Source organism: Cronobacter sp. EKM101R (assembly GCF_963888145.1).
Taxonomy (GTDB): Bacteria; Pseudomonadota; Gammaproteobacteria; order Enterobacterales; family Enterobacteriaceae; genus Cronobacter; species Cronobacter turicensis.
This window is the reverse complement of sequence record NZ_CAWPHW010000001.1, coordinates 613,779-633,834: the sequence shown is the minus strand read 5'-3', so window position 1 is coordinate 633,834 and position 20,056 is coordinate 613,779. Positions and strand designations below refer to the sequence as shown.

Annotated in this window: 19 protein-coding genes and 3 pseudogenes; 10 read left to right on the top strand and 12 right to left on the bottom strand. The window is 58.1% G+C overall.

The window, feature by feature from the left end; translation table 11 throughout:
* Positions 1-8: 8 nt before the first annotated feature.
* Positions 9-1,406, top strand: coding sequence for a MocR-like pyridoxine biosynthesis transcription factor PdxR (gene pdxR, locus AACV31_RS03125; protein WP_165154436.1), 1,398 nt, complete (start codon positions 9-11; stop codon positions 1,404-1,406).
* 3 nt (positions 1,407-1,409) lie between these two features.
* On the opposite strand, the gene AACV31_RS03120 is transcribed toward pdxR, so the two are convergent.
* From AACV31_RS03120 to AACV31_RS03105, 4 genes are read right to left on the bottom strand one after another with little or no spacing between them, the layout of a single operon-like run.
* Positions 1,410-2,261, bottom strand: a complete 852-nt coding sequence (locus AACV31_RS03120) for an ABC transporter permease (protein WP_370458090.1) — start codon at positions 2,259-2,261, stop codon at positions 1,410-1,412.
* Positions 2,262-2,266: 5 nt separating this feature from the next.
* The gene (locus tag AACV31_RS03115; protein ID WP_165154438.1) at positions 2,267-3,100 is read right to left on the bottom strand and encodes an ABC transporter permease; all 834 of its coding nucleotides are present in this window, start codon (positions 3,098-3,100) and stop codon (positions 2,267-2,269) included.
* A gap of 56 nt (positions 3,101-3,156) precedes the next feature.
* Positions 3,157-4,302 (bottom strand): ABC transporter substrate-binding protein, encoded by a 1,146-nt coding sequence (locus AACV31_RS03110; RefSeq protein ID WP_165154440.1) that lies wholly within the window; start codon positions 4,300-4,302, stop codon positions 3,157-3,159.
* A gap of 29 nt (positions 4,303-4,331) precedes the next feature.
* Entirely contained in the window at positions 4,332-5,303 is a 972-nt protein-coding gene (locus AACV31_RS03105; RefSeq protein ID WP_165154442.1) for an ABC transporter ATP-binding protein, read from the bottom strand.
* 153 nt (positions 5,304-5,456) lie between these two features.
* Between AACV31_RS03105 and AACV31_RS03100 the strand changes: the two are divergent.
* The 4 genes and pseudogenes from AACV31_RS03100 (at position 5,457) to AACV31_RS03085 (ending at position 11,543) form a co-directional block, all read left to right on the top strand.
* A pseudogene (locus AACV31_RS03100) lies at positions 5,457-6,189 on the top strand (MBL fold metallo-hydrolase).
* A complete protein-coding gene (locus AACV31_RS03095; RefSeq protein WP_165154444.1) occupies positions 6,186-7,205 on the top strand; it encodes a LacI family DNA-binding transcriptional regulator in 1,020 nt (339 codons plus the stop codon). Before AACV31_RS03100 ends, AACV31_RS03095 begins: the two are co-directional and overlap by 4 nt.
* A gap of 132 nt (positions 7,206-7,337) precedes the next feature.
* Entirely contained in the window at positions 7,338-9,230 is a 1,893-nt protein-coding gene (locus AACV31_RS03090) for an alpha,alpha-trehalase (protein ID WP_165154446.1), read from the top strand.
* Between the two features lie 195 nt (positions 9,231-9,425).
* On the top strand, positions 9,426-11,543 hold the full coding sequence (locus AACV31_RS03085; RefSeq protein WP_165154448.1) for a TonB-dependent siderophore receptor: 2,118 nt from the start codon (positions 9,426-9,428) through the stop codon (positions 11,541-11,543).
* 72 nt (positions 11,544-11,615) lie between these two features.
* Here AACV31_RS03085 and AACV31_RS03080 read toward each other — a convergent pair whose 3' ends face one another.
* Positions 11,616-11,870, bottom strand: coding sequence for a GlsB/YeaQ/YmgE family stress response membrane protein (locus AACV31_RS03080; protein ID WP_007698637.1), 255 nt, complete (start codon positions 11,868-11,870; stop codon positions 11,616-11,618).
* A 217-nt stretch (positions 11,871-12,087) separates the two neighbouring features.
* Between AACV31_RS03080 and ycgR the strand changes: the two genes are divergently transcribed.
* Positions 12,088-12,819: a flagellar brake protein YcgR gene (ycgR, locus tag AACV31_RS03075; protein WP_075198524.1), complete on the top strand. Its 732-nt coding sequence runs from the start codon at positions 12,088-12,090 to the stop codon at positions 12,817-12,819.
* On the opposite strand, the gene emtA is transcribed toward ycgR, so the two are convergent.
* Positions 12,820-13,431 carry a membrane-bound lytic murein transglycosylase EmtA gene (emtA, locus tag AACV31_RS03070; protein WP_075198523.1) on the bottom strand — a complete coding sequence of 204 codons (612 nt, stop codon included), beginning with the start codon at positions 13,429-13,431 and terminating at the stop codon, positions 12,820-12,822.
* 129 nt (positions 13,432-13,560) lie between these two features.
* Here emtA and ldcA point away from each other — a divergent pair, with 129 nt between their 5' ends.
* Both ldcA and AACV31_RS03060 read left to right on the top strand, forming a co-directional pair.
* Positions 13,561-14,505: a muramoyltetrapeptide carboxypeptidase gene (ldcA, locus tag AACV31_RS03065; RefSeq protein WP_165154450.1), complete on the top strand. Its 945-nt coding sequence runs from the start codon at positions 13,561-13,563 to the stop codon at positions 14,503-14,505.
* A 78-nt stretch (positions 14,506-14,583) separates the two neighbouring features.
* Complete coding sequence (locus AACV31_RS03060) at positions 14,584-15,180, top strand: hypothetical protein (RefSeq protein ID WP_075198521.1); 597 nt, start codon at positions 14,584-14,586, stop codon at positions 15,178-15,180.
* A gap of 147 nt (positions 15,181-15,327) precedes the next feature.
* Here the strand turns inward: AACV31_RS03060 and AACV31_RS03055 are convergent, their stop codons facing one another.
* Positions 15,328-15,807: a GNAT family N-acetyltransferase gene (locus AACV31_RS03055; RefSeq protein WP_165154452.1), complete on the bottom strand. Its 480-nt coding sequence runs from the start codon at positions 15,805-15,807 to the stop codon at positions 15,328-15,330.
* Positions 15,808-15,847: 40 nt separating this feature from the next.
* Complete coding sequence (locus AACV31_RS03050) at positions 15,848-16,033, bottom strand: hypothetical protein (protein ID WP_165154454.1); 186 nt, start codon at positions 16,031-16,033, stop codon at positions 15,848-15,850.
* Positions 16,034-16,677: 644 nt separating this feature from the next.
* Between AACV31_RS03050 and AACV31_RS03045 the strand changes: the two genes are divergently transcribed.
* Both AACV31_RS03045 and AACV31_RS03040 read left to right on the top strand, forming a co-directional pair.
* Positions 16,678-18,228, top strand: a complete 1,551-nt coding sequence (locus tag AACV31_RS03045) for a methyl-accepting chemotaxis protein (RefSeq protein WP_165154456.1) — start codon at positions 16,678-16,680, stop codon at positions 18,226-18,228.
* Positions 18,229-18,365: 137 nt separating this feature from the next.
* Positions 18,366-18,473: pseudogene (locus AACV31_RS03040) on the top strand (muramoyltetrapeptide carboxypeptidase); the annotation flags it as partial.
* Between the two features lie 113 nt (positions 18,474-18,586).
* Here AACV31_RS03040 and AACV31_RS03035 read toward each other — a convergent pair.
* The 4 genes and pseudogenes from AACV31_RS03035 to AACV31_RS03020 form a co-directional block, all read right to left on the bottom strand.
* Positions 18,587-18,931 (bottom strand): DUF1493 family protein, encoded by a 345-nt coding sequence (locus AACV31_RS03035; RefSeq protein ID WP_075198517.1) that lies wholly within the window; start codon positions 18,929-18,931, stop codon positions 18,587-18,589.
* The gene (locus AACV31_RS03030) at positions 18,916-19,365 is read right to left on the bottom strand and encodes an STM2901 family protein (protein ID WP_165154458.1); all 450 of its coding nucleotides are present in this window, start codon (positions 19,363-19,365) and stop codon (positions 18,916-18,918) included. The genes AACV31_RS03035 and AACV31_RS03030 overlap by 16 nt, the downstream gene beginning before the upstream one ends.
* A gap of 9 nt (positions 19,366-19,374) precedes the next feature.
* Positions 19,375-19,523, bottom strand: a pseudogene (locus tag AACV31_RS03025) (type VI secretion system tube protein Hcp); the annotation flags it as partial.
* Between the two features lie 221 nt (positions 19,524-19,744).
* On the bottom strand, positions 19,745-20,038 hold the full coding sequence (locus tag AACV31_RS03020; RefSeq protein ID WP_075198515.1) for a DUF1330 domain-containing protein: 294 nt from the start codon (positions 20,036-20,038) through the stop codon (positions 19,745-19,747).
* Between the last annotated feature and the right edge of the window lie 18 nt (positions 20,039-20,056).

Below are 20,056 nucleotides of genomic sequence, written 5' to 3'. Positions count from 1 at the left end.
GGCAGGACATGAAGCCAGGCTATCGCGAGATCTACCAGCGTTACCGCCAGAATATCCACGACGGGCTTCTGAAGCCGGGCGATCGCGTGCCGTCCATCCGCGTGCTGGCGCAGGAGTTACAGGTGGCGAAGAAAACCGTGGAGGCGGCTTACGCGGTGCTGGTGGGCGAAGGGTATCTGGTGAGCCGCGGCCCGCAGGGCACGCAGGTGAATCCGGCGCTCACGGTGCCTGCGCAGTTGGCGCAGGCAGCGCCCGCGGTAACGGGCGATGACGACGCGCTGCTGGCGTCTGACGAACACGACGGCTTTCTGCGCCCTGGGCTTCCCTCGCTGGATCAGTTTCCCTATAAAAAGTGGCTGTTGCTGAGCGCGAGAGCGACGCGCGCCATGCGCCCGGAAGAGATGGTGAACCCGCCGGTTGCGGGTTACGCGCCGCTGCGGGCCGCTATCGCAAGTTACCTGACGCTGTCACGCGGCGTGGCGTGCACCGCGGATGACATTTTTATCACGAACGGCTATCGCGGCAATCTGCTGCTCACTGTGCAGGCGCTGCTGGGCCGTGAAGGAAGCGTGGCGATGGAAGACCCGGCTTATTTCCTGGGCCAGCGATTACTGAATACGCTCACGCCGCATCTGTACGCCGTGCCGGTGGATAACGAGGGCTTACAGGTGGATTATCTGCAACGCCACCACCCGGACGCGCGGCTCGCGATTGTCACGCCGACGCACCACAGCCCGCTTGGCGTGTCGCTGTCGCTGCCGCGTAAACAGCAGTTGCTGGCGTGGGCGTCGCGCCATAATGCATGGATTGTGGAAGATGATTACGACGGCGAATTTCACTTCACCCGCAACGTACTGCCGTCGCTTAAAAGCCTCGATACCGACGATCGCGTGGTTTACATCGGCACCTTCAGTAAAACCATTATGCCGTCAGTGCGCATCGGCTATCTGGTGATGCCGCGCGCGGCGCGGCATGCGTTTCTGGAGAGCGGCGCGCTGCTGACGGGCGGCCAGCCGTTACTGATGCAAAAGATCCTCGCGGCGTTTCTCACCGGGGGCGAGTTCTATACGCACCTGCGGAAAATGCGCGCGCTTTACCAGCAGCGGCGCGCGATGGCTATCACGGCGCTGCACGCCGTTTACCCCGGCGTGTTTGAGACGCCGCTGGAGGATGGCGGGATGCACGTGGTGGCGTATCTGAAAACCGCGACCTGCGACGAAGCGCTCGCCCGCCTCTGGCAGCAGCACCAGTTGCACGTAAGCGCACTGTCGCCCTGGTACCGGCGGCCCGACAAACGCTACGGGCTGATTGTCGGCTACGCCAATCTGCGCTCGGCAGAAGAAGCCGTCGCCCTGCTCACGCGCGCCAGCCATGCGACGCAGACGCTGTTCGGCACAGATGCATAAAGGCTACTTGCCGAGCTTTGAAAGCATCTCCGGGCGCATGAATTTATTCACCACCAGCATAAACACCACCGACGGCACCAGCAGGATCAGCGCGGTAATGGATGAGATCTGGTAGTTGCCGGACATGCTGGCGTTATAGAGCAGCAGCGGCAGCGTGCTGATATCCGGCGCGCCGACGAAAAACGCGCCGGTAAACTCATCCAGCGATTCCAGAAACACAAAAATACTGGCGGCGATAATACCGGGCGCCGCCTGCGGCAGCACGATGCGAAAAAAGGTATACGTCGCGCTCGCGCCGAGATTGCGCGCGGCGCGGGCGAGCAGCGGATCGACGCTGCTGAAGGCCGCCACGCTTATCCAGATGGCGTACATCATGCCGTGAACGCTGTGCACCAGCACCACGCCCGTCACCGTCCCGTTCAGCCCCCACTGATAAAAAAGCCGCGCCACGTTCATGTAGACCGTGAGCCCCGGAAACGCCTGCGGGATCAGAAACAGCAGCATAAAGAAGAAGCGCAGCGGCATTCCCCGGCGCGAGAGCGCATAGCCGGCGGGCACCGCCACCGCCAGACACACCGCCACGGTGAGCAGCGCGACGCCGATACTGGTGAGTAGCGAGCCCGAGACATCGCTGTACGGGCTGAATACCTGCGACCAGTATTTCATCCCCCACTGCGCGGGCAGCGCGTGCGGAAAGTACCAGCTCTCGGCCACCGACCAGATAAGCAGATTCAGCACCGGGCCGAGCAGGATAAGCATCAGCAAAACCAGCAGCAGCGTCTGCCAGAAGAGGCCTGCGCGAAACGGCGTCAGGCGCGCGCGCCGCACCGGGGCCACGAGCGTATTGTCAGCCATCGGGCTCATGCGTGGGCTCCTTTTTCTTTAAGCGTATGGCGCAGGTAAAACCACGACAGCAGCGCGCATATCAGGTACGAAATAACGCCCAGCGCGTTCGCCACGTGGTAATCGCCGTAGGAACTGACGCGGAACGCCATATCGACGGTCATCATGGTGGGCGTGCCGGTGCCTATCATCAGCGGCACCGACAGCACCGAGAGCATCGTGACGGTGGAGAGCACCAGCGCCACGCCAAGCGTCGGCAAGGCCTGCGGCAACAGCACCTGCAACAGGATCCTTATTCGCGAGGCGCCGAAATTTTTCGCCGCCTGGATCTGCGCTGGCTCCACCGAGGCCATCGCCCCGCAGGTCAGCAACGTCACAAACGCCATTTGTTTCCAGACGAACGTAATAAGGATGCCTTTCCAGCCAAGCCACGAGACGGTTTCCAGCGGCGTGAAAAGCCCGCTTGCCACCAGCGCGTTATTCATCAGGCCGTTTTTGGCGAGAAACGTGCGCATCATCTGCGCCGTCACGATAAACGGAATAAACAGCGGCAACCGGTAGAGCAGCCCGAAAGCGCGCGCCAGCCCGCGGTATGGCGAGAGCACAATCACGCCGGAGAGCGCCACGGCAATCAGCGCCAGCACGGCCACCGCGACCAGCACAATCACCAGCGAGAACAGAATGTCCTGCGAGTAGAGGTCAACAACTTTGGTAAAGTGCGCCAGCGTGAACGCCGGAGCATCGGTGATAAACGCCGAAGCCAGCGAAAAGCCCAGCGGGTATAAAAACAGCACGGCGGTCAGCAGCGCGGCAGGCGCCACCAGCAGGCCGTAACGAAAGGAGTGTTTCATCGGCAGTTCCGCATAGTCACCGGAAAGCGCCCGACGTAGCCGCCGGGCGCGCGGGATCAGTTTGAGACCTGGCTTTCGTAGCCTTCTTTGATGTCGTCAAAGTACGGCGCTATCGGGAAGCTTTTGCCATAACGGGCCAGCGTCTGCGGCGAAATTTCAGCAAACAGTTTCTGCCAGGTCGGCGCGTCGAGCTGCGCTTTGACATACTGCGCGTCGATGCCCGGATACCAGTTGAACTGCTTCACAATGCCCTGCGCCTGCACCTCGGGGCTGGTCGCGAGCGCGATAAATTCCCTGGCGAGTTTTGCCTGCGCCGCTTTGGCGGGCACGACGTAATACATCGGCTGGCCCGGCATTCCCGGCGCAATCAGCGCGAGCTTCAGCGACGGCGGCACCTTGCCCTGATCTTTCCAGCTGTAAAACATATCCACCCACACCGGGCCCATGGCGATTTCACCACGGCTTAGCATGTCGAGCGTCCCGGCGTTGCCCGGCGTAAAGGTCACATTCTGGTTAAAGGCTTTGAGTTTTTCGAACGCGGGCGCCCAGCTTTTCTCGACGCTTTTATCGTACGGCTGCGCGCTGAGGCGCGCCGCGTCGGTGCCGTAAGCGTAGATCCAGCCCACCACGAAGCTCACGCCGGACATGCCGTTTTTGATGCCGTTATAGCCAAACGCCTTCGGGTTTTTCTGCGCCCACTGCACCAGTTCGTCATACGAGGCAGGCGGCGTTTTCACCAGCTCGCTGTTATACGCCAGCGCCGTCTGGCTCAGGAACATCGGCATCACGTAGCCGTCCACGTTAACGCCAAGCGCATTGCGCGCGCTCTCCTGGGAGACCATTTTCCCGGTGGGGATCTGGTCGCGAAACGCGGCCAGCAGCTCTTTTTGCACCAGCTCTCCGCCCGCTTTCTGGTGCACCACCGCCACATCCATATCCCACTGCGCGGCCCCGCTCTGCTGTTGCGCGGTCAGTTTTTCGATAATTTTGTTCGAGCCCGCGTCCCCCGGCCCCGTGCCGACTACGCGAATGGTGACGCCCGGATGGGTCGCCTCAAAACGGGGCGCCAGGAACGTTTTGACGTAATCGACCATATTCTGGTCGCCCGCCGTCGCCACGTTCAGTACCGTTTCCGCCTGCGCGCTGGCCGCCGTCCCGAACGAAAGCGCCGCCATAAGCGCAAGAGTGGTTTTCGCAAACATGAGATATCCCCGACTGTGTGAGTAAAAAATTACGAATGAAAACGATGCAGCGCCTGCGCCGGAACATGCAGCGCGACGGCGGCGTTGACGGGCCAGCACTGCGGGCTGTCCGCCTGAATTAACTGCTGACTGACCCGCACGCTGTGGCGATACTGATGGCCCATAAACGCGCTCTGCTCGATAACGCCGTCAAGCGTCAGTCCGGCGCACGGCGCAGCCGTTTGCGCGGCGCTTATCGCCACGTCGCTGCTTCGAAAACACACCATCTCCGCCTGCGTCTGCAGGCGGTTGGTCGCGCCCATGAAGTCGGCCACGAACGGCGTCGCCGGCTGCCGCCAGATGGCCTGCGGTGTGCCGGTCTGCTCAATGCGCCCCTGGTTCAGCACCGCCACGCGATCCGCCATGACCAGCGCCTCTTCCTGATCGTGGGTGACGATGAGCGAGGTAAAGCCGAGCTGCTGTTGCAGAGTTTTGATTTCGTGGCGCACGCTGAGACGTACGCGGGCGTCGAGGTTGGAAAGCGGCTCGTCGAGCACCAGGACATCCGGCTCCACCGCCAGCGCCCGGGCCAGCGCCACGCGCTGCCGCTGGCCGCCCGAAAGCGCGCTGATTTTGCGTTCTTCAAAGCCGGTTAGCTTCACCAGCGCCAGCATTTTTTTAATGCGCGCCTGAATATCGGCCTTCGGTAATTTACGCACCGTTAATCCAAAACCGATATTTTGCGCCACCGTTAAATGCGGCCATAAGGCGTAACTCTGAAAGACCATAATAATATTGCGCCGCTCCGGCGGCAGCGCGGTAATATTTCTGCCGCCCAGGAAAATAGCGCCGCTATTCACCTCAGCAAATCCGCACAGCGCATTTAACAGCGAGGTCTTCCCGCAGCCCGAGGGGCCGAGCAGCGCAATCATCTCGCCGCGATCCACCGGTAAATCAATCCCATGCAGTACGGTATTGTCGCCGTAGCGCAGCGTTAATTGCGATATCTGTAAATAACTCATTCTTTCCACCTGCGTTCCGGCGCGTTTTTTTATCAATGAACACGTGTTCATTGCGCTGTAAAAAAATTGCAACTTCGCCCCGACATGATAGGCGCCTACTTTGTCGCGCCTTTGTGACAATTTAATTAAGTGAGCGATAAAACAGGTGAGAAAATGATTATCGATGTGCTCGGCAGCGGCAGCGCTTTCGCCACGCAGCAAAATACCTCCGCGATATTAATTAAGGGCGACGGGCAGTGGCTGGTTGACTGCGGCCCGACCATTCCGCGCGCGCTCTGGCAGCGACAGACCGATATTAACGCCATCGATGTCATCTGGTTTACCCATGTGCATCCGGACCACTGCGCCGGGCTGGCGCCGCTGCTAAACCAGTGGAAAAGCGTCGGGCGCGTTAAGCCGCTCATCATTTACTGCCAGCCCGAACAGCGCGCGGTGTTGTTGCAGCAGGCGCTGCTGGCGGTCTGGCCGCAGACGACGTTCTGTTTTGCCATCGACTGGCGGGATATCACCGGCGACATGGCGTGGCGCGACTGGCGCATCCGCAGCGCGCCGACCCAGCATGAGATCCCGTGCCGGGCGCTGCGCATCGATACGGACGGCGCTGTTCTACAGCGGCGACGGCAGGCCGACGCCCGACAGCCTGGCGCTGATGGCGGGCGCGACGCTCGCGTTTCAGGAGTGCGCCTCCTGGCGGGCGCTGGACGATGACGCCTCCCACGGCGATTTCCCCTCCTGCCTGACGGTGTGCGAATGCCTGCAACTGCCCGCGCTGGGGCTTTATCACTGCCGGGAAGCGGATATTTCTGCTATTCGCGACGCCTGCGCGCGCCATCCGGCGCTGTTTTTCGTTGAAGAGGGTCAGCAATACACGCTGGCGCGCCCATGAAGCCGCGCCAGACGCGAGGGACCGTCACGGCGCAGGATGTCGCCGCGCGGGCGGGCGTCTCGCGCGCCGTGGTCTCCCGCGCGTTCAGCGACAGCGGCAGCATTTCGCCGGACACCAAAACGCGGGTGCTGGCCGCCGCCGCTGAGCTCGGGTATCAGGTCAATTTTCTGGCGCAGGGGCTGAACCGCCAGCGCAGCCAGCTTATCGGCGTGGTGGTCGCGCGCATCGGCGATCCGTTTCGCAGCGCGCTGCTGGAGGCGCTGCTTAATGCCATTTCACGGCGCGGTTATCAGGCGCTGGTGACGGAGATTTCCGACGAGAGCGGCCTTGAAACGACCCTGCGCCGCTTTATGCAGTACCGCGTTTCCGGCGTGGTGGTGACCTCCGGCCAGCCGCCGGAGGCTATCGTCAAGGAGTGCGTACAGCATCAGATCCCGGTGGTGGGCATCAACCGCCCGCCTGCCTGCGCCACGGTGGATACGGTCTGCTCTGACAATGCGCAGGGCGCGGCGCTTGCCGCCGTTCAGTTGCGCAATGCGGGTTGTCAGCGCTTCGGCTGGCTTAATTATCAACACTCGACCTGGGCCGGACAGCAGCGCGGCGCGGCGTTTCTGACAGCGCTTGGCGCGCGCGGCGTCAGCGTGGAGACGCACGTGACGACGCTTTACGCGCCGCAGGAGGGCTACGAGGGCGGGCTGGCGGCGGCGCTCGACGCGCGCGTATTGCCGGACGGCATTTTCTGCGCCAACGCGCAGCTCGCCTGCGGCTTTCTCGATGGTATGCGGCGGCGGGGGAAAACCGCGCCGCGGCATTTTCATCTGATCGGGTTCGATAACACGCCGCAAACGGCCTGGGAGGCTTACCAGCTCACCACGCTCGATCAGGATGTGACGACGCTCGCCGCACGGGCGCTGACGACGCTTGCCGAGCGCGCCCGGCATCCGGATGGCCCGGCGCGCATTGAACGGGTGCCCGTGACGCTTATACACCGGCGCACGTCGCCACGGCAGAGTTAAACCGCGGCTGAACCGGAGGCGAAAAACAGAAATATCCCCTTTACCCACTCTCGAAACGGGAATATTCGTCTAAGGTTTTCATATGGTTGATTCGCAGTGGTGTGCGCTGCGCCCCTTAAGGAGAATTCATTGATGTCACAATCCGTCACGCGCCGTCCCCGGACGCTGTTTTTCGCCATTCAGGTCGCCCTTAGCGGCGCGCTGCTGGCTTTCTCCACCCTGCCCGCCAGCGCGGAAGATGCGCCGGGCGCCGAGCGCGCCGCGCCGCAGCCGCCGGACCAGCTTCTCGGCCCGCTGTTTACGGATGTGCAGAGCGCGAAGCTGTTCCCCGATCAGAAAACCTTCGCCGACGCGGTGCCGAACAGCGATCCGCTGATGATCCTGGCCGATTACCGTATGCAGCGTAACCAGTCAGGCTTTGACCTGCGCCATTTCGTCGAGCTGAACTTTACCCTGCCGCAGAAAGGCGAAGCCTATGTCCCGCCCGCCGGACAGAGCCTGCGCGAGCATATCGACGGCCTGTGGCCGGTGCTGACCCGCTCGACGGATTCCGCCAGCAAATGGGATTCCCTGCTGCCGCTGCCGAAGCCTTATGTGGTGCCGGGCGGGCGTTTTCGCGAGGTCTATTACTGGGACACCTACTTCACCATGCTGGGGCTCGCCGAGAGCAACCACTGGGATAAAGTGCAGGATATGGTCGATAACTTCGCCCATGAAATCGACGCCTGGGGCCATATCCCGAACGGCAACCGTAGCTACTACTTAAGCCGTTCCCAGCCGCCGTTCTTTTCTTTCATGGTGGAGCTGCTGGCTACCCATGACGGCGGCGACGAGACGCTGAAAAAATACCTGCCGCAGTTGCAAAAAGAGTACGCGTACTGGATGGAAGGCAGCGAAAATCTGGCGCCTGGCGATGCCCACGAGCGCGTGGTGAAACTGAAAGATGGCGCGGTGCTGAATCGCTACTGGGACGATCGCGCCGCGCCGCGTACCGAATCCTGGCTTGATGACGTGACCACCGCCAAAAATAACCCGGATCGCCCGGCGACCGATATCTACCGCGATCTGCGCGCGGGCGCGGCGTCCGGCTGGGATTTCAGTTCGCGCTGGATGGATAACCCGCAACAGCTCGGCTCTATCCGTACCACCAGCATCGTGCCGGTGGATCTCAACGCCCTGCTGTTCCAGATGGAAAAAACTCTGGCGCGCGCCAGCAAAGCCGCTGGCGACAGCGCAGGCGCCGCCCGCTATGAATCGCTCGCGAGCCAGCGTCAGCAGGCGATCGAAAACCATCTGTGGAACGCGAAACATGGCTGGTATGCGGATTACGATCTGAAAACCAACAAGGTGCGCGATCAGCTGACCGCCGCCGCGCTCTACCCGCTGTATGTGAAAGCCGCGGCGCAGGATCGCGCCGAGAAAGTGGCGGCCGCGACCCGCGCGCAGCTGCTGAAACCGGGCGGCATTGTCACTACCACCGAGAAGACCGGCCAGCAGTGGGATGCGCCGAACGGCTGGGCGCCGCTGCAATGGGTCGCCACCGAAGGTCTGATGAATTACGGGCAGAAAGATCTGGCGATGGACGTCACCTGGCGGTTCCTGACCAACGTTCAGCATACCTATAACCGCGAGCAGAAACTGGTGGAGAAATATGACGTCTCCTCTACCGGTACGGGCGGCGGCGGCGGTGAATACCCGCTCCAGGACGGCTTCGGCTGGACCAACGGCGTGACGCTGAAAATGCTCGACCTGCTGTGCGGTACTGAAAAACCGTGTGATAACGTGCCGCAGAACCGTCCGGGGAGCGAGCGCGCGCCACAGCAGCAGGAAGGGAAAATGCTGAGCAAACCGGCAGAGGCGGCTGCACCGGCGAAAGCGGAAACTCCGGCGCCGGCCAGGGCGGAAACGTCTGCGCCGGCAAAAGCGGAAACGCCAGCACCGGCCAGCGAGAAAGCGCCTGCTGATGCCGCGCCTGCCGCGCCGGAAAAATCCGGCACGCAACCAGCTCCCGCCCCGGCACAGTAACGCTATTCCTCAACACCACTGCCCTCTCACGAGGGCAGTTTTTACCTCTGCCGCGTCATCTCCGCCCGAATATATCGTCCCCGCCAATTCTGTTAGTTGTATCTCTTGTTGTTAACGATAATAATTCGCATTCTTTATTACATCTCGTTACGTCCCTGTCATGCAGGGAGCAGCTGGCAACCAGAGAAGACAACAATGACCATGGCTTTAACCCTGAAACGCTCCGCGGCGCTGTGCGCGCTGGCGCTGGCCGCGCCTCACGCCACGTTCGCCGAAGAGACCATCACCGTAAGCGCCGCCCCCGCGCAAACCGCCGCCTCGCCCACCGAAGGCTATACGGTAAAAAGCAGTACGGGCGCGACCAAAACCGATCAGCCGCTGATCACCACCGCGCAGTCAGTTTCCGTGGTCACCCGTCAGCAGATGGAAGATCAGGGGGCCAGCACCTTTACGCAGGCGCTCAACTACACGCCTGGCGTTTTCTCTAATGTCGGCGGCGGCGCGACCCGCTTTGACGCGCTGGCGCTGCGCGGTTTTCACGGCGGCGACGTGGACAACATCTTCCTCGACAGCATGCGGCTTATGAGCGACGGCGGCAGCCATAACGTGCTGCAAATCGATCCGTGGTTTATTGAGCGTGTGGATATTATCAAAGGCCCGTCTTCCGCCCTTTACGGCCAGACCATTCCGGGCGGGTTGGTGAATCTCACCGCTAAGCGTCCGCAGTTCGATGCCGAAGGTCACTTCCGCCTCTCCGCCGGTACGCAGAATACGAAAAGCGCGGCGTTTGATTACACGGACGCGATTAACGATCAGTGGGCCTATCGCATTATCGGTATTACCCGCAACACCGATACCCAGTACGACAACACGCGCGAGGAGCGCTACGCCATTTCGCCTTCTCTGCTCTGGCAGCCGGACAGCGACACCAGCCTGCTGCTGCGCGCCTATCTGCAAAAAGATCCGTCCGGCGGTTACCACGGCTCGTCGCCCGCCGAAGGCTCGCTCTATGCCCACAATGGCCGCAAAGTCAGCCCGAGCTATAACGAAGGCGATCCGGGCGATGGTTATCAGCGCCGCGAGCAGATTTACAGCGCGGAGTTTGATCACCGCTTTAACGAGACCTGGTCAGTACACTCCAGCGGCAGTTATACCCACAGCAACGCCTCGCTGGCTCAGGTTTACCAGAATGGCTGGATTGGCGACACCAACACCCTTTCCCGCGGTTATGTCGGATATCAGGAGTCATTGAACGCCTGGTCAACCGACAACCGTTTACAGGCCGATTTCGCCACGGGCGAGGTGAATCACACGGCTGTGCTGGGGGCGGAATATCATCGCTTCCGTAATGATATTCAGGGCGCTTATGGCACTGCCGCGCCGTATAACCCGTTCACCGGCTATACGCCGCAAACCGGTCACGTCATCACTTCCACCAACGACTTTAACCGTCGTTACTACCAGACCGGCGTCTATTTGCAGGATGAGATGGCCTGGAATCGCTGGCACGCCACGCTTTCCGGGCGTTATGACCGTATTGTGGCGAAACAGGTCAGCAACACCGCAGGCACGACGATTCGCCGCTCTGATGATCACGTGGGCGGCCGCGCCTCGCTGCTCTACGCCTTTGAAAACGGCCTGTCGCCGTATATCAGCTACAGCCAGGCGATTACGCCGTCGATTCTGTATGACGCGCGCGGCGATATGCTGAAGCCGAGCACCTCTGAACAGTATGAAGGCGGCCTGAAGTATCAGCCGCCGGGCACGTCGGATATGTACACCATTGCCCTCTACGATCTGAAGCAAAAAGATGTCTCCCAGCGTGACGAGAACATCGCCACCTCCAGCTACCAGGCGGTCGGCAACGTGAAATCGCAGGGCGTGGAGATTGAAGCGCGCAACCAGCTGACGCCGCGTCTGAGCACCATTGCGGGCTACACCTGGAATCGCGTGCGTTTTGAAGATTCTCTCGGCGGGAAAGATGGCAATACGCCGCTGCTGACGCCGGATCAGATGGCGTCGTTCTGGGCGCATTATCAGTTTGACTATGGCATTAGCGCGGGCGCGGGCGTGCGTTACATCGGCAAACAGTGGGCGGATGACCAGGACACCCGCCGCGTCGCTTCCGTGACGCTGATGGATGCGATGGTGAAAGCCGATCTCGGCGCGTGGAACAGCGCGCTGAAAGGCGCGTTTGTGCAGGTGACGGCCAATAACCTGACCGATCGCGACTATATCTCCGGCTGCTATACCACTAACTGCTACTGGGGCGCGGAGCGGAGCGTGACCGCCACGGTCGGCTACGACTTCTGATTCAGACATAAAAAAACGGCCCCGCGGGGCCGTTTTCTCTGGCAGATTCAGACGGTCCGCAGGGACCGTTTTTTAATCCCTGCGTAGCATGCGGAAGATCAGCAGCACCACAATGGCGCCGACCACCGCCACCAGGAAGCTCGGCAGGTTAAAGCCCGTCACACTACCGCCAATCCCGAAGAACGTCGCCAGCCAGCCGCCGACCACCGCACCGACAATACCGAGCACGCAGGTCAGGATAAAACCGCCGCCGTCACGGCCCGGCATGATCAGTTTGGCAATGATGCCCGCAATAAGCCCAAATACGATCCATGACAAAATACCCATAGTCTCCACCCTCTTGGTTAAGTCTCACTGAATGGTCTGGCGCAAAGCGCGTCAAACCGAAGTGGTTCAAGTATAGGTAATAAAAAAAGATTCTTCCGGTAAGCTCGGATTATCCTCATACTGAAATAAATATATTTTAGGATAAATCTTAAGTTTCGGGCGAGCAGGCCGATAACCGTCCACATCTCTCTGTCAGTCATTTGAGGAATCACGCGACGTGAGCAATTACAGTGAGCAGTTTCTGAAGCAAAATCCGCTGGCCGTGCTGGGGATTTTACGCGACTTGCAAAAAAGCCAGGCGCCGATTCGCCTCTCCTGGGGTAGCTGGCAGTTTATCAGCCGTATTCTTGAGGCGTCGCCGGAACAACTGGTGCTGGATTTCGGCAGCCAGGCGGGCGAAAACCAGGCCGTGCAAAAAGCGAAAAATATTCAGTTCAGCGCCGAAGCCCAGGGCGCGAAGGTGGAATTTAATCTGCCTGCGCTGAACGTCGGGGAGTTTCAGGATCTGCCTGCCTTTGTCGCCCCGCTGCCGGAAGCCGTCTGGTTTGTGCAGCGCCGCGAGCATTTTCGCATCACCGCGCCGGTGCAGCCGCAGTTTTACAGCCTGGCGCGGATGCCGGACGGCAAACTGTTTCGCGGCCGCCTGCAGGATCTGTCGCTCGGCGGCATGGGAACGCTGCTGGAAGGCACTCTGCCGGAAGGGCTGGAAGCGGGGATGCAGTTCTCGCCGCTGGAGCTTGATCTGCTGGAGTGGGGAAAATTTCGCGTCGACGCGCAGCTGTTGACCATCAGCGAGCGCAAAGTGGTGGACAGTAAAAACGAGACCATCGCCACGCCGCGCCTGAGCTTTCGCTTCTTAAACGTAAGCCCGGGCACTGAGCGCGAGCTCCAGCGCATTATCTTCGCGCTGGAGCGTATCGCCCGGGAAAAAGCCAGCCGGGTGCGCTGATTACATGGCGTTCATCGCCTGCTGCACTTTCCAGATATAACGCGGGGCCTGCGGCGCCGGATGATTTTTCGCGACATGTTCGACAAATTCATCCGGGCTCAGGTCGTTAATCTTCTCAATCGCCGCTTTGCGATCGGAGGAGAAGGTGCGCAGCAGCGCGCCCGCGCCATTCACATAAGAGACTACCAGCGCATACTGCATCGTCTCCGGCTCCTCAATGCCCTTCAGCACGCCGTGTTCAAGAATGCTTAAGTACGCGGTGCCGAGCGAAATATTGCGCTCCGGGTTTTTCAGCTCACTGGACGTCGGCTCGCCGCTCCAGCCCATATAACGGTAGACTTCGCGCCCGGCGGTGGACGCTTTAATCTGCATCAGGCCGACAGCGTTGGATTTACTCACGAGCGTCGGGTTGCCGCCGGACTCCACCGCGATAATCGCCGTCACCAGACGCGGGCTCACGCCCCAGGCGTTGCCGGCTTTTTCGGTAATCGGCATCCACTGCATTGCGCGTTTCACCGGCACCTCTGGGTTCCAGGGCGGGTTTTTATAATCCGGCGTGGAAGAACACCCGGCGAGGAACACCACTAACCACATCAACCATCTTAATTTCACGCAACTTTCCTTTCGATATCAGTGCTAAACGACGCATCACGCCGGGAGGCCGCGCAGGCATCCGGATGACAACCGCTAAGGTTAGCGGCATGATAGCGGTTTCGCCTGGTATGTCAGCAAGGATTTGTTATGGTCTCTGTTCATCTCATCGCCCCGTCGGGTTACTGCATTAATCAGGACGCCGCCTGGCGCGGGGTGCGCCGCCTGGAAGATGCCGGAATAACGGTAAAAAATCAGCAGGTTATCACGCGCCGGATGCAGCGTTTCGCCGGGTGTGACGATGAGCGTCTTGGCGATTTACAGGCCTTAAGCGCATTGTCTGAAAATGCCCCGATCGTGATGCCGGTACGCGGCGGCTACGGGATGACGCGCCTGCTGGAGCGCTTTGATTCAAAGCCCTTAATCGCCCGCCAGCGGGAAAATCCGCTGCTGATTTGCGGCCACAGCGATTTCACGGCGCTACAGATGCTCCTGCTGGCGCGCGGCAACACGATAACCTTCAGCGGGCCGATGCTTGCCGGTAATTTCGGCGCGCCGGAGATGAACGATTTTACCTGGCGACACTTCTGGCAGGCGCTGACCGAACCGCAGTTTACGCTGGCGTGGCGCAGCGACGGCGCGCCCTGCGAAACCGCAGGCACCGTCTGGGGCGGTAATCTGGCGATGCTGGCATCCATCACCGGTACGCCGTGGATGCCGGTCATCGAGGGCGGCATTCTGGTGGTGGAAGACATCAACGAACACCCGTTCCGCGTTGAACGTATGCTGCTGCAACTGCACGCGGCCGGGATTCTGGCGCGCCAGAAGGCGCTGATCCTGGGAAGCTTCTCCGCCGCCGCCGTGAACGATTACGACGACGGTTACAATCTTGAGAGCGTCGCCGCCCTTTTGCGCGAGCGGCTCGCGATCCCGGTATTGACCGGCCTTGCGTTCGGCCATGAGCAGGAGACCGTCACGCTGCCGCTCGGCGCGCATGGCGAACTGCGCCACGATGGCGAACGCGCGCAGCTGCGCCTCAGCGGTCATCCGGTGTTGCCTGTTGCAGCGGCAAAGGGGTTTATATACGGGCAGTGAATGGTGTGCCTGAGCCGCCGGGCGTCTTGTTTGCGCCGGGCGACAGCGAGAGGTATCGCAACATAATGGAGGGCAAATATGTTCAGAGCTGGATTCGTTACAAAAAAAGCGCTGGCTGAATGGCAGGATATTCCATCGTTTCTGCCCGTGTTTCAGTTCCATGAAAAACACAGCGCGGTTATCAGAACGTCTTACCCGAACAAAATTTTACCCTGCATTGCAGAGTTCGATATGCACCAGGACCCGGTCATACGCGCGTTAATGTCAGTACGTCAGTTGCCGCAGCGATGCCGGAGCAACTCATCCGGCAATGCGGGAGGCGACTTTGGATTGCATAGCTTTACGCCTTTGCGCAGTTCGGCTTCTGAACTCTGTTTTGGCCTACGGGGACAATTCTGGCGGGCTGACTTTGGCCTGGAAACGGTGCCGGATGTCGCGGCCTATGAAACGGCAGTGAAAGCAGGCAGCGCGAAGTTGTTGCTGCGCTACCGGGTAAGACCGCTCGCGGAAGGAGCGCATGAATTGAGTACGGAGACATTTATCTACTGTCCTGACGGCCCCACCCGCCGCAAGATGGCCCTGTACTGGCTGGCGATCCGTGCCGGAAGTGGGTTAATCAGGCAGAGAACATTAAAGTCGGTGCAGTTAAAACTTGAGCGAGAAAGCAATCATTAAAACCGGCATTGGGATGGTTTGAATCCTTGCAAGATTCTGGCACTCACCTCGGGCCGGAAGTCAGACGAATAAGAAAACGGAATATCAGCGCAACGCTTCAGCTTTCCCTTACAAAAAATATGCCCCAAGGCGTTCGCCTGCCTGCCCTTATTCACGTTTGATACTCTTGCTCATATTGATGCCCGTCACTCCAAACCCGCTGGCCTCGTAGACATGGCGTGCTCGCGCGTTATTGCCTGCCACGCGAAGCCTGATCTGCTCAACACCCCTGGCCCGCATTTCATCCTCAAACGCCCGAAGCGCGTCTTTACCCAGCCCCCGCCCCTGGCAGGCGGTGAAAATATGAAAATCATAGATGAAGACGGTTTGCATACCGGGGTCGGGTTTATACCAGAGGTAACCAGTATGCTTGTGGTTGCTCTCATCTTGCACCAGCAGACACAACAATACATGGCCCGGTGTATTCACGCCTTCGGGAAGCATGGCGGCAATCTCCTGTTTTGCGCTTGTCAGCGCCTCTTCCTCAGAAAGCCGATAGTTGGCGGCAATTTCTTGCGCATAGTCCGTAATGAAATACTCCAGATAAGCGGGATATTCTTCCTCACACATAGGGCGAAACGTCAGCATGGGTGCTCCTTTTTCTCAGCAGAGCGGTCGCCTCGTTTTCTCAGAGCAACCGCCGTCTTTCGTTATCGGCTGTCACAATAAAGCTTCCCGCTAATCCTGTCAGCATAAAAGCCCCGGCCCGGGCTTCGGTATGCGCGGCAAGCAACACCTTCTTAATGCTTCGTGGCCCACCGTAAAAAATGGATAAATCAAACCTCACCTTCTCGTTGAGTGCATTCTCTGCCATGAAAGCAATCCATCATGAAAACAAGGATGTTATTGAATTTATTATTTTTAGCCATGTCGTTTAAGAATGGCACATTAACTCAATGGTTTTACTCATCTGTAGCCTCAGCTAATAAGGATCATCATGATTCGGTTCTTATTTAAATCTCTCATTACGAAACGGAATATTTATGAGCCTGTGAAGTTGAATCTGACGAGTAAATATCTCTACCGTGGTGCTTTCCTGTAATGGCCAGGCCAGTTGCTGTGCGCGGACGGTAACGGGCAGCGGGTTTCAGCGCGGCGCACAGGAGATGAGTTCACTTCATCGTCGCCTGAGGCTGGCCGCGTGAGGAAACGGCACCTCCCCTCGTTTTGCACAGCCAGGGCGAAGATCACCGTCTGATTTCGCTGGCTCGTAAAGACTCTCCGTGCATTTTTAGGGCCGCAGAAACGCCGCGACGAATAGATTATGACAGCGGCGCCAGCCTTTATAGCGCGCTATCCGTTTGAATATACCCACAAAACAAAAAAGCCGGAAAGGATATATTCTCCGCCGTCTCTGCTTTTATCAATTTCAGTTAAAGCCAGAAAAGCCCGTGCCGATAACTTATCTGTTCACGGCGCTTCACGCGGCTCTGTCATCTTATTCAGGACGAGGTTTAAATGTTCAGGAATTTACCTATCACGAAAAAGTTCTTTTTTGCCTTTGGCGCTGTTTTAGCTTTGCTGCTGTTATTATGCGCAACATTTTATAATAACTTTTCCAGCATCGTTAATACCAACGCCTGGAACATTCATAGCTGGCGCGTCATTGATAAAAGCCGTGCTCTGACCCAAAGCCTGGTGAATATGGAGACCGGTCTGCGCGGCTATGCCATTAATGGTAAAGAGGAAATGCTGGCTCCGTGGAATGCAGGCAAAGAGGATTTTGGTAAACTCTTGCAGGAAACGAAAGGCTTAACGGCGGATAACCCTGCCCAGCAGACGCGCCTGAATAATTTGCTTAAACAGGAGCAAGAGTGGCGGGATAAGTTTGTCACTGAACTGCTGGAAAACCGTCGCGCGCTCAATGCCGGGACAATGACGCAGGCAGGTTTCAATGCCGCCTTTGAAGCCAACACGGGCAAGTCGCAGATGGATCAAATGCGTAAAACCATTGATGACATCGTCAATGACGAAAAAAGTCTGCTCGGCGAACGCCAGCACTCTGTCGACTCCGTTGAAACGAAGACCCAACTGACCCTGTTTATCGGCGCGCTGTTAGGTGTCCTCGTCGCTTCCGCTTTAGGCTATGTCCTTGCCCGCTCCATTACCCTTCCGCTTGGGGAAGCGGTAAAAGCGGCCCAGGCGATTGCCGCAGGCGATCTCTCAACCCGTATGGTGGCGCATTCAAAAGATGAGACCGGTGTGTTGATCGACACCCTGACCGCCATGCAGGAGCAGCTCAAAAAGGTGGTCGCTGATATTCAGACCGCCGCGTCCTCTATCGACAACGCCTCTAAAGAAGTCGCGATGGGCAATACCGATCTCTCTGCACGAACGGAGCAGCAGGCCGCCTCGCTGGAAGAAACCTCAGCCAGCATGGAGCAACTGACGGCGACCGTAAGGCAAAACGCCTCTAACGCGCAAAGCGCCAGCAGCCTGGCGTCCGATGCGTCCGAGGTCGCGAAACAGGGCGGCGAAGTGGTGGATAAAGTCGTCGTCACCATGGCGGCCATTTTTGACAGTTCAAAAAGCGTGGTCGATATTATCGGCACCATTGAAAGCATTGCTTTCCAAACCAATATTCTGGCGCTCAACGCCGCGGTGGAAGCGGCTCGCGCTGGCGAGCAGGGCCGCGGTTTCGCCGTGGTGGCAAGCGAAGTCCGCGCGCTCGCGCAGCGCAGTTCGACCGCAGCGAAAGAGATTAAAGCGCTGATTGAAACATCGAATTACCGCATATCGGAGGGCACCGATCTGGTCGCGCAGGCGGGCAAAACCATGACCGGGATCGTCACGGCGATCGGCAACGTCTCGACAATTATGTCTGAGATCTATACCGCCTCCGGCGAGCAGGTTAACGGTATTGAGCACGTGGGCATCGCTATTAATCAGATGGATGAAGTGACCCAGCAAAACGCCGCGCTGGTTCAGGAAGCCGCGGCGGCGGCCGCGTCGCTGGAAGATCAGGCGGCGCAGCTAAACCGCTCGACGGCGATTTTTAAACTCGCCTGATACACAGAACGGGATAAAGTTGATGTCCGCTTCCCTCACGAAGCGGACATCAACGCGCAATAAATTAAACCTCCGCCCCTTCCACTAACACCAGCGTGCCAGATCGCGGTCGACGGGCGGGAAATCGAAGGTGCTGCGGCGCGCATGGCGAACTGCGCCACGACGGCGAACGCGCACAACTGCGCCTCAGCGGTCATCCGGTGTTGCCTGTGGCGGCGGCAAAGGGGTTTAAGCAAGGGAAGTGAAGTAGAAGTAAACGAGTGCCTGAGCAGTGTGGCTGCCCAGGCACAGATCACTTTATACAGAATACGCACGGTGCGGAAATTATATTTTTTTAAATACAGGTTTCTGGCGCGGCTTAATCATACAACCATTTACCTGCTTCCGCTGATGCTGCAAACATTCTTATCGTAAGGGGCCGGCGGGTCAGCTCAACATCTTTTTTATTCAGCTTAAACCAGCGCTGTAAGCATGATTTATATTCCCATGGAAAATATAAAGACCAATTTAAATCGTCAAGACTAATATTAAATCTTTCCTTATACTTCCTGATTGCATCTTCCAAATCGTCCCGCGGGCAATCATATAAATCCGAGTCCAGATCTAACGGTACTTCTTTCCAGTTCTGATCAAGATAACCCGGTATTTCTTCACGAAAAAGCGCCAGTACTTCATCAGTAATAGCCATCAGAATGAAGTCCATAGAATGCGGTCTGCTGGCCGGGCAATCAGATTATACTTTTTCTGGGTTCGTGTGGATACCCGATAAAGACTCAGTGAAAGAGAAGCCCAGCCAATCCAGGGAACCCACCTGGCAATGACAGCAGCCAGTTTATTCGATTTCTGCATTCTGACGCCTACAGGCGTAGGAATCCTTATACCAAAAGGTAAACGTGCATCCCTCAGGATGATCCTCGCATATTTTGAAACAACACTGGTACCCAGCGTTGCACCTTTTGGCTTACCTTTCGTACTTAACCACGGCTGACCAGACAGGATCGCGGCGGCGGAAACGGAATCCACGCCTAATTCATTACAAAATTCTTCCAGAAAAATGATGCTCAAAAGCTCTCCATTAGAAAGATTGGTATGCCCTCGATAGAAATAAGTTCCATTGAGTTCTTCAGTAGTATCCATACACTCACCTCAATAGGCCATTTGTCGTCCATTCCAGATATCAGTAAAGATAATGTTTCCATCATTGTGTTTCCAGGTGATCTTTTCGTAGTGGAGTTCTGGAGTTTCGAGATGGTTATTATTAGGTTCTCTGGCGCAGCCATAGCTGGAGATAAGGAGCGTTACGAAAAGCTAGCTACACCCTAAAACCACTACCTGATGTTTATCCAGTAACTTATTCAGCCACAGATATTTTGATTATGCTGATCAATGTTATTTGATCAAGGCCAGAATATGAGTATCTATTTCATAAGAAATGTGTGCTGAGATATCAATCTAACATTGTGCATTATTCGCAACGCCCGCTTCCTTCACGAAGCGGACATTCCTCCTCAGCAGATCACACTTCCGGCCCTTCCACTAACACCAGCGTGCCGGTCGCAGCTTTTAAACGCATGGCTTTGGCAGCCTGATAGGCCGGGCTTTCGTAAAAGCGCTTCGCGTCGTCAAACGAATCAAATTCGAAAACGAGGTGCTTTTCGTGGGCCTCGCCTTCAAGGTTTTCATACTGCCCTGACCAGGCCACGATTTTTGGATTAAAGGGCTGCATGGCCTGTGCGGCGGCTTCAGCATATTCCGCGTAGGCAGCCGGATCGGTGATGGTGACGTGAGCCACCAGATAGCCTTTTTTCATTTTCCTTTCCTTATCAAC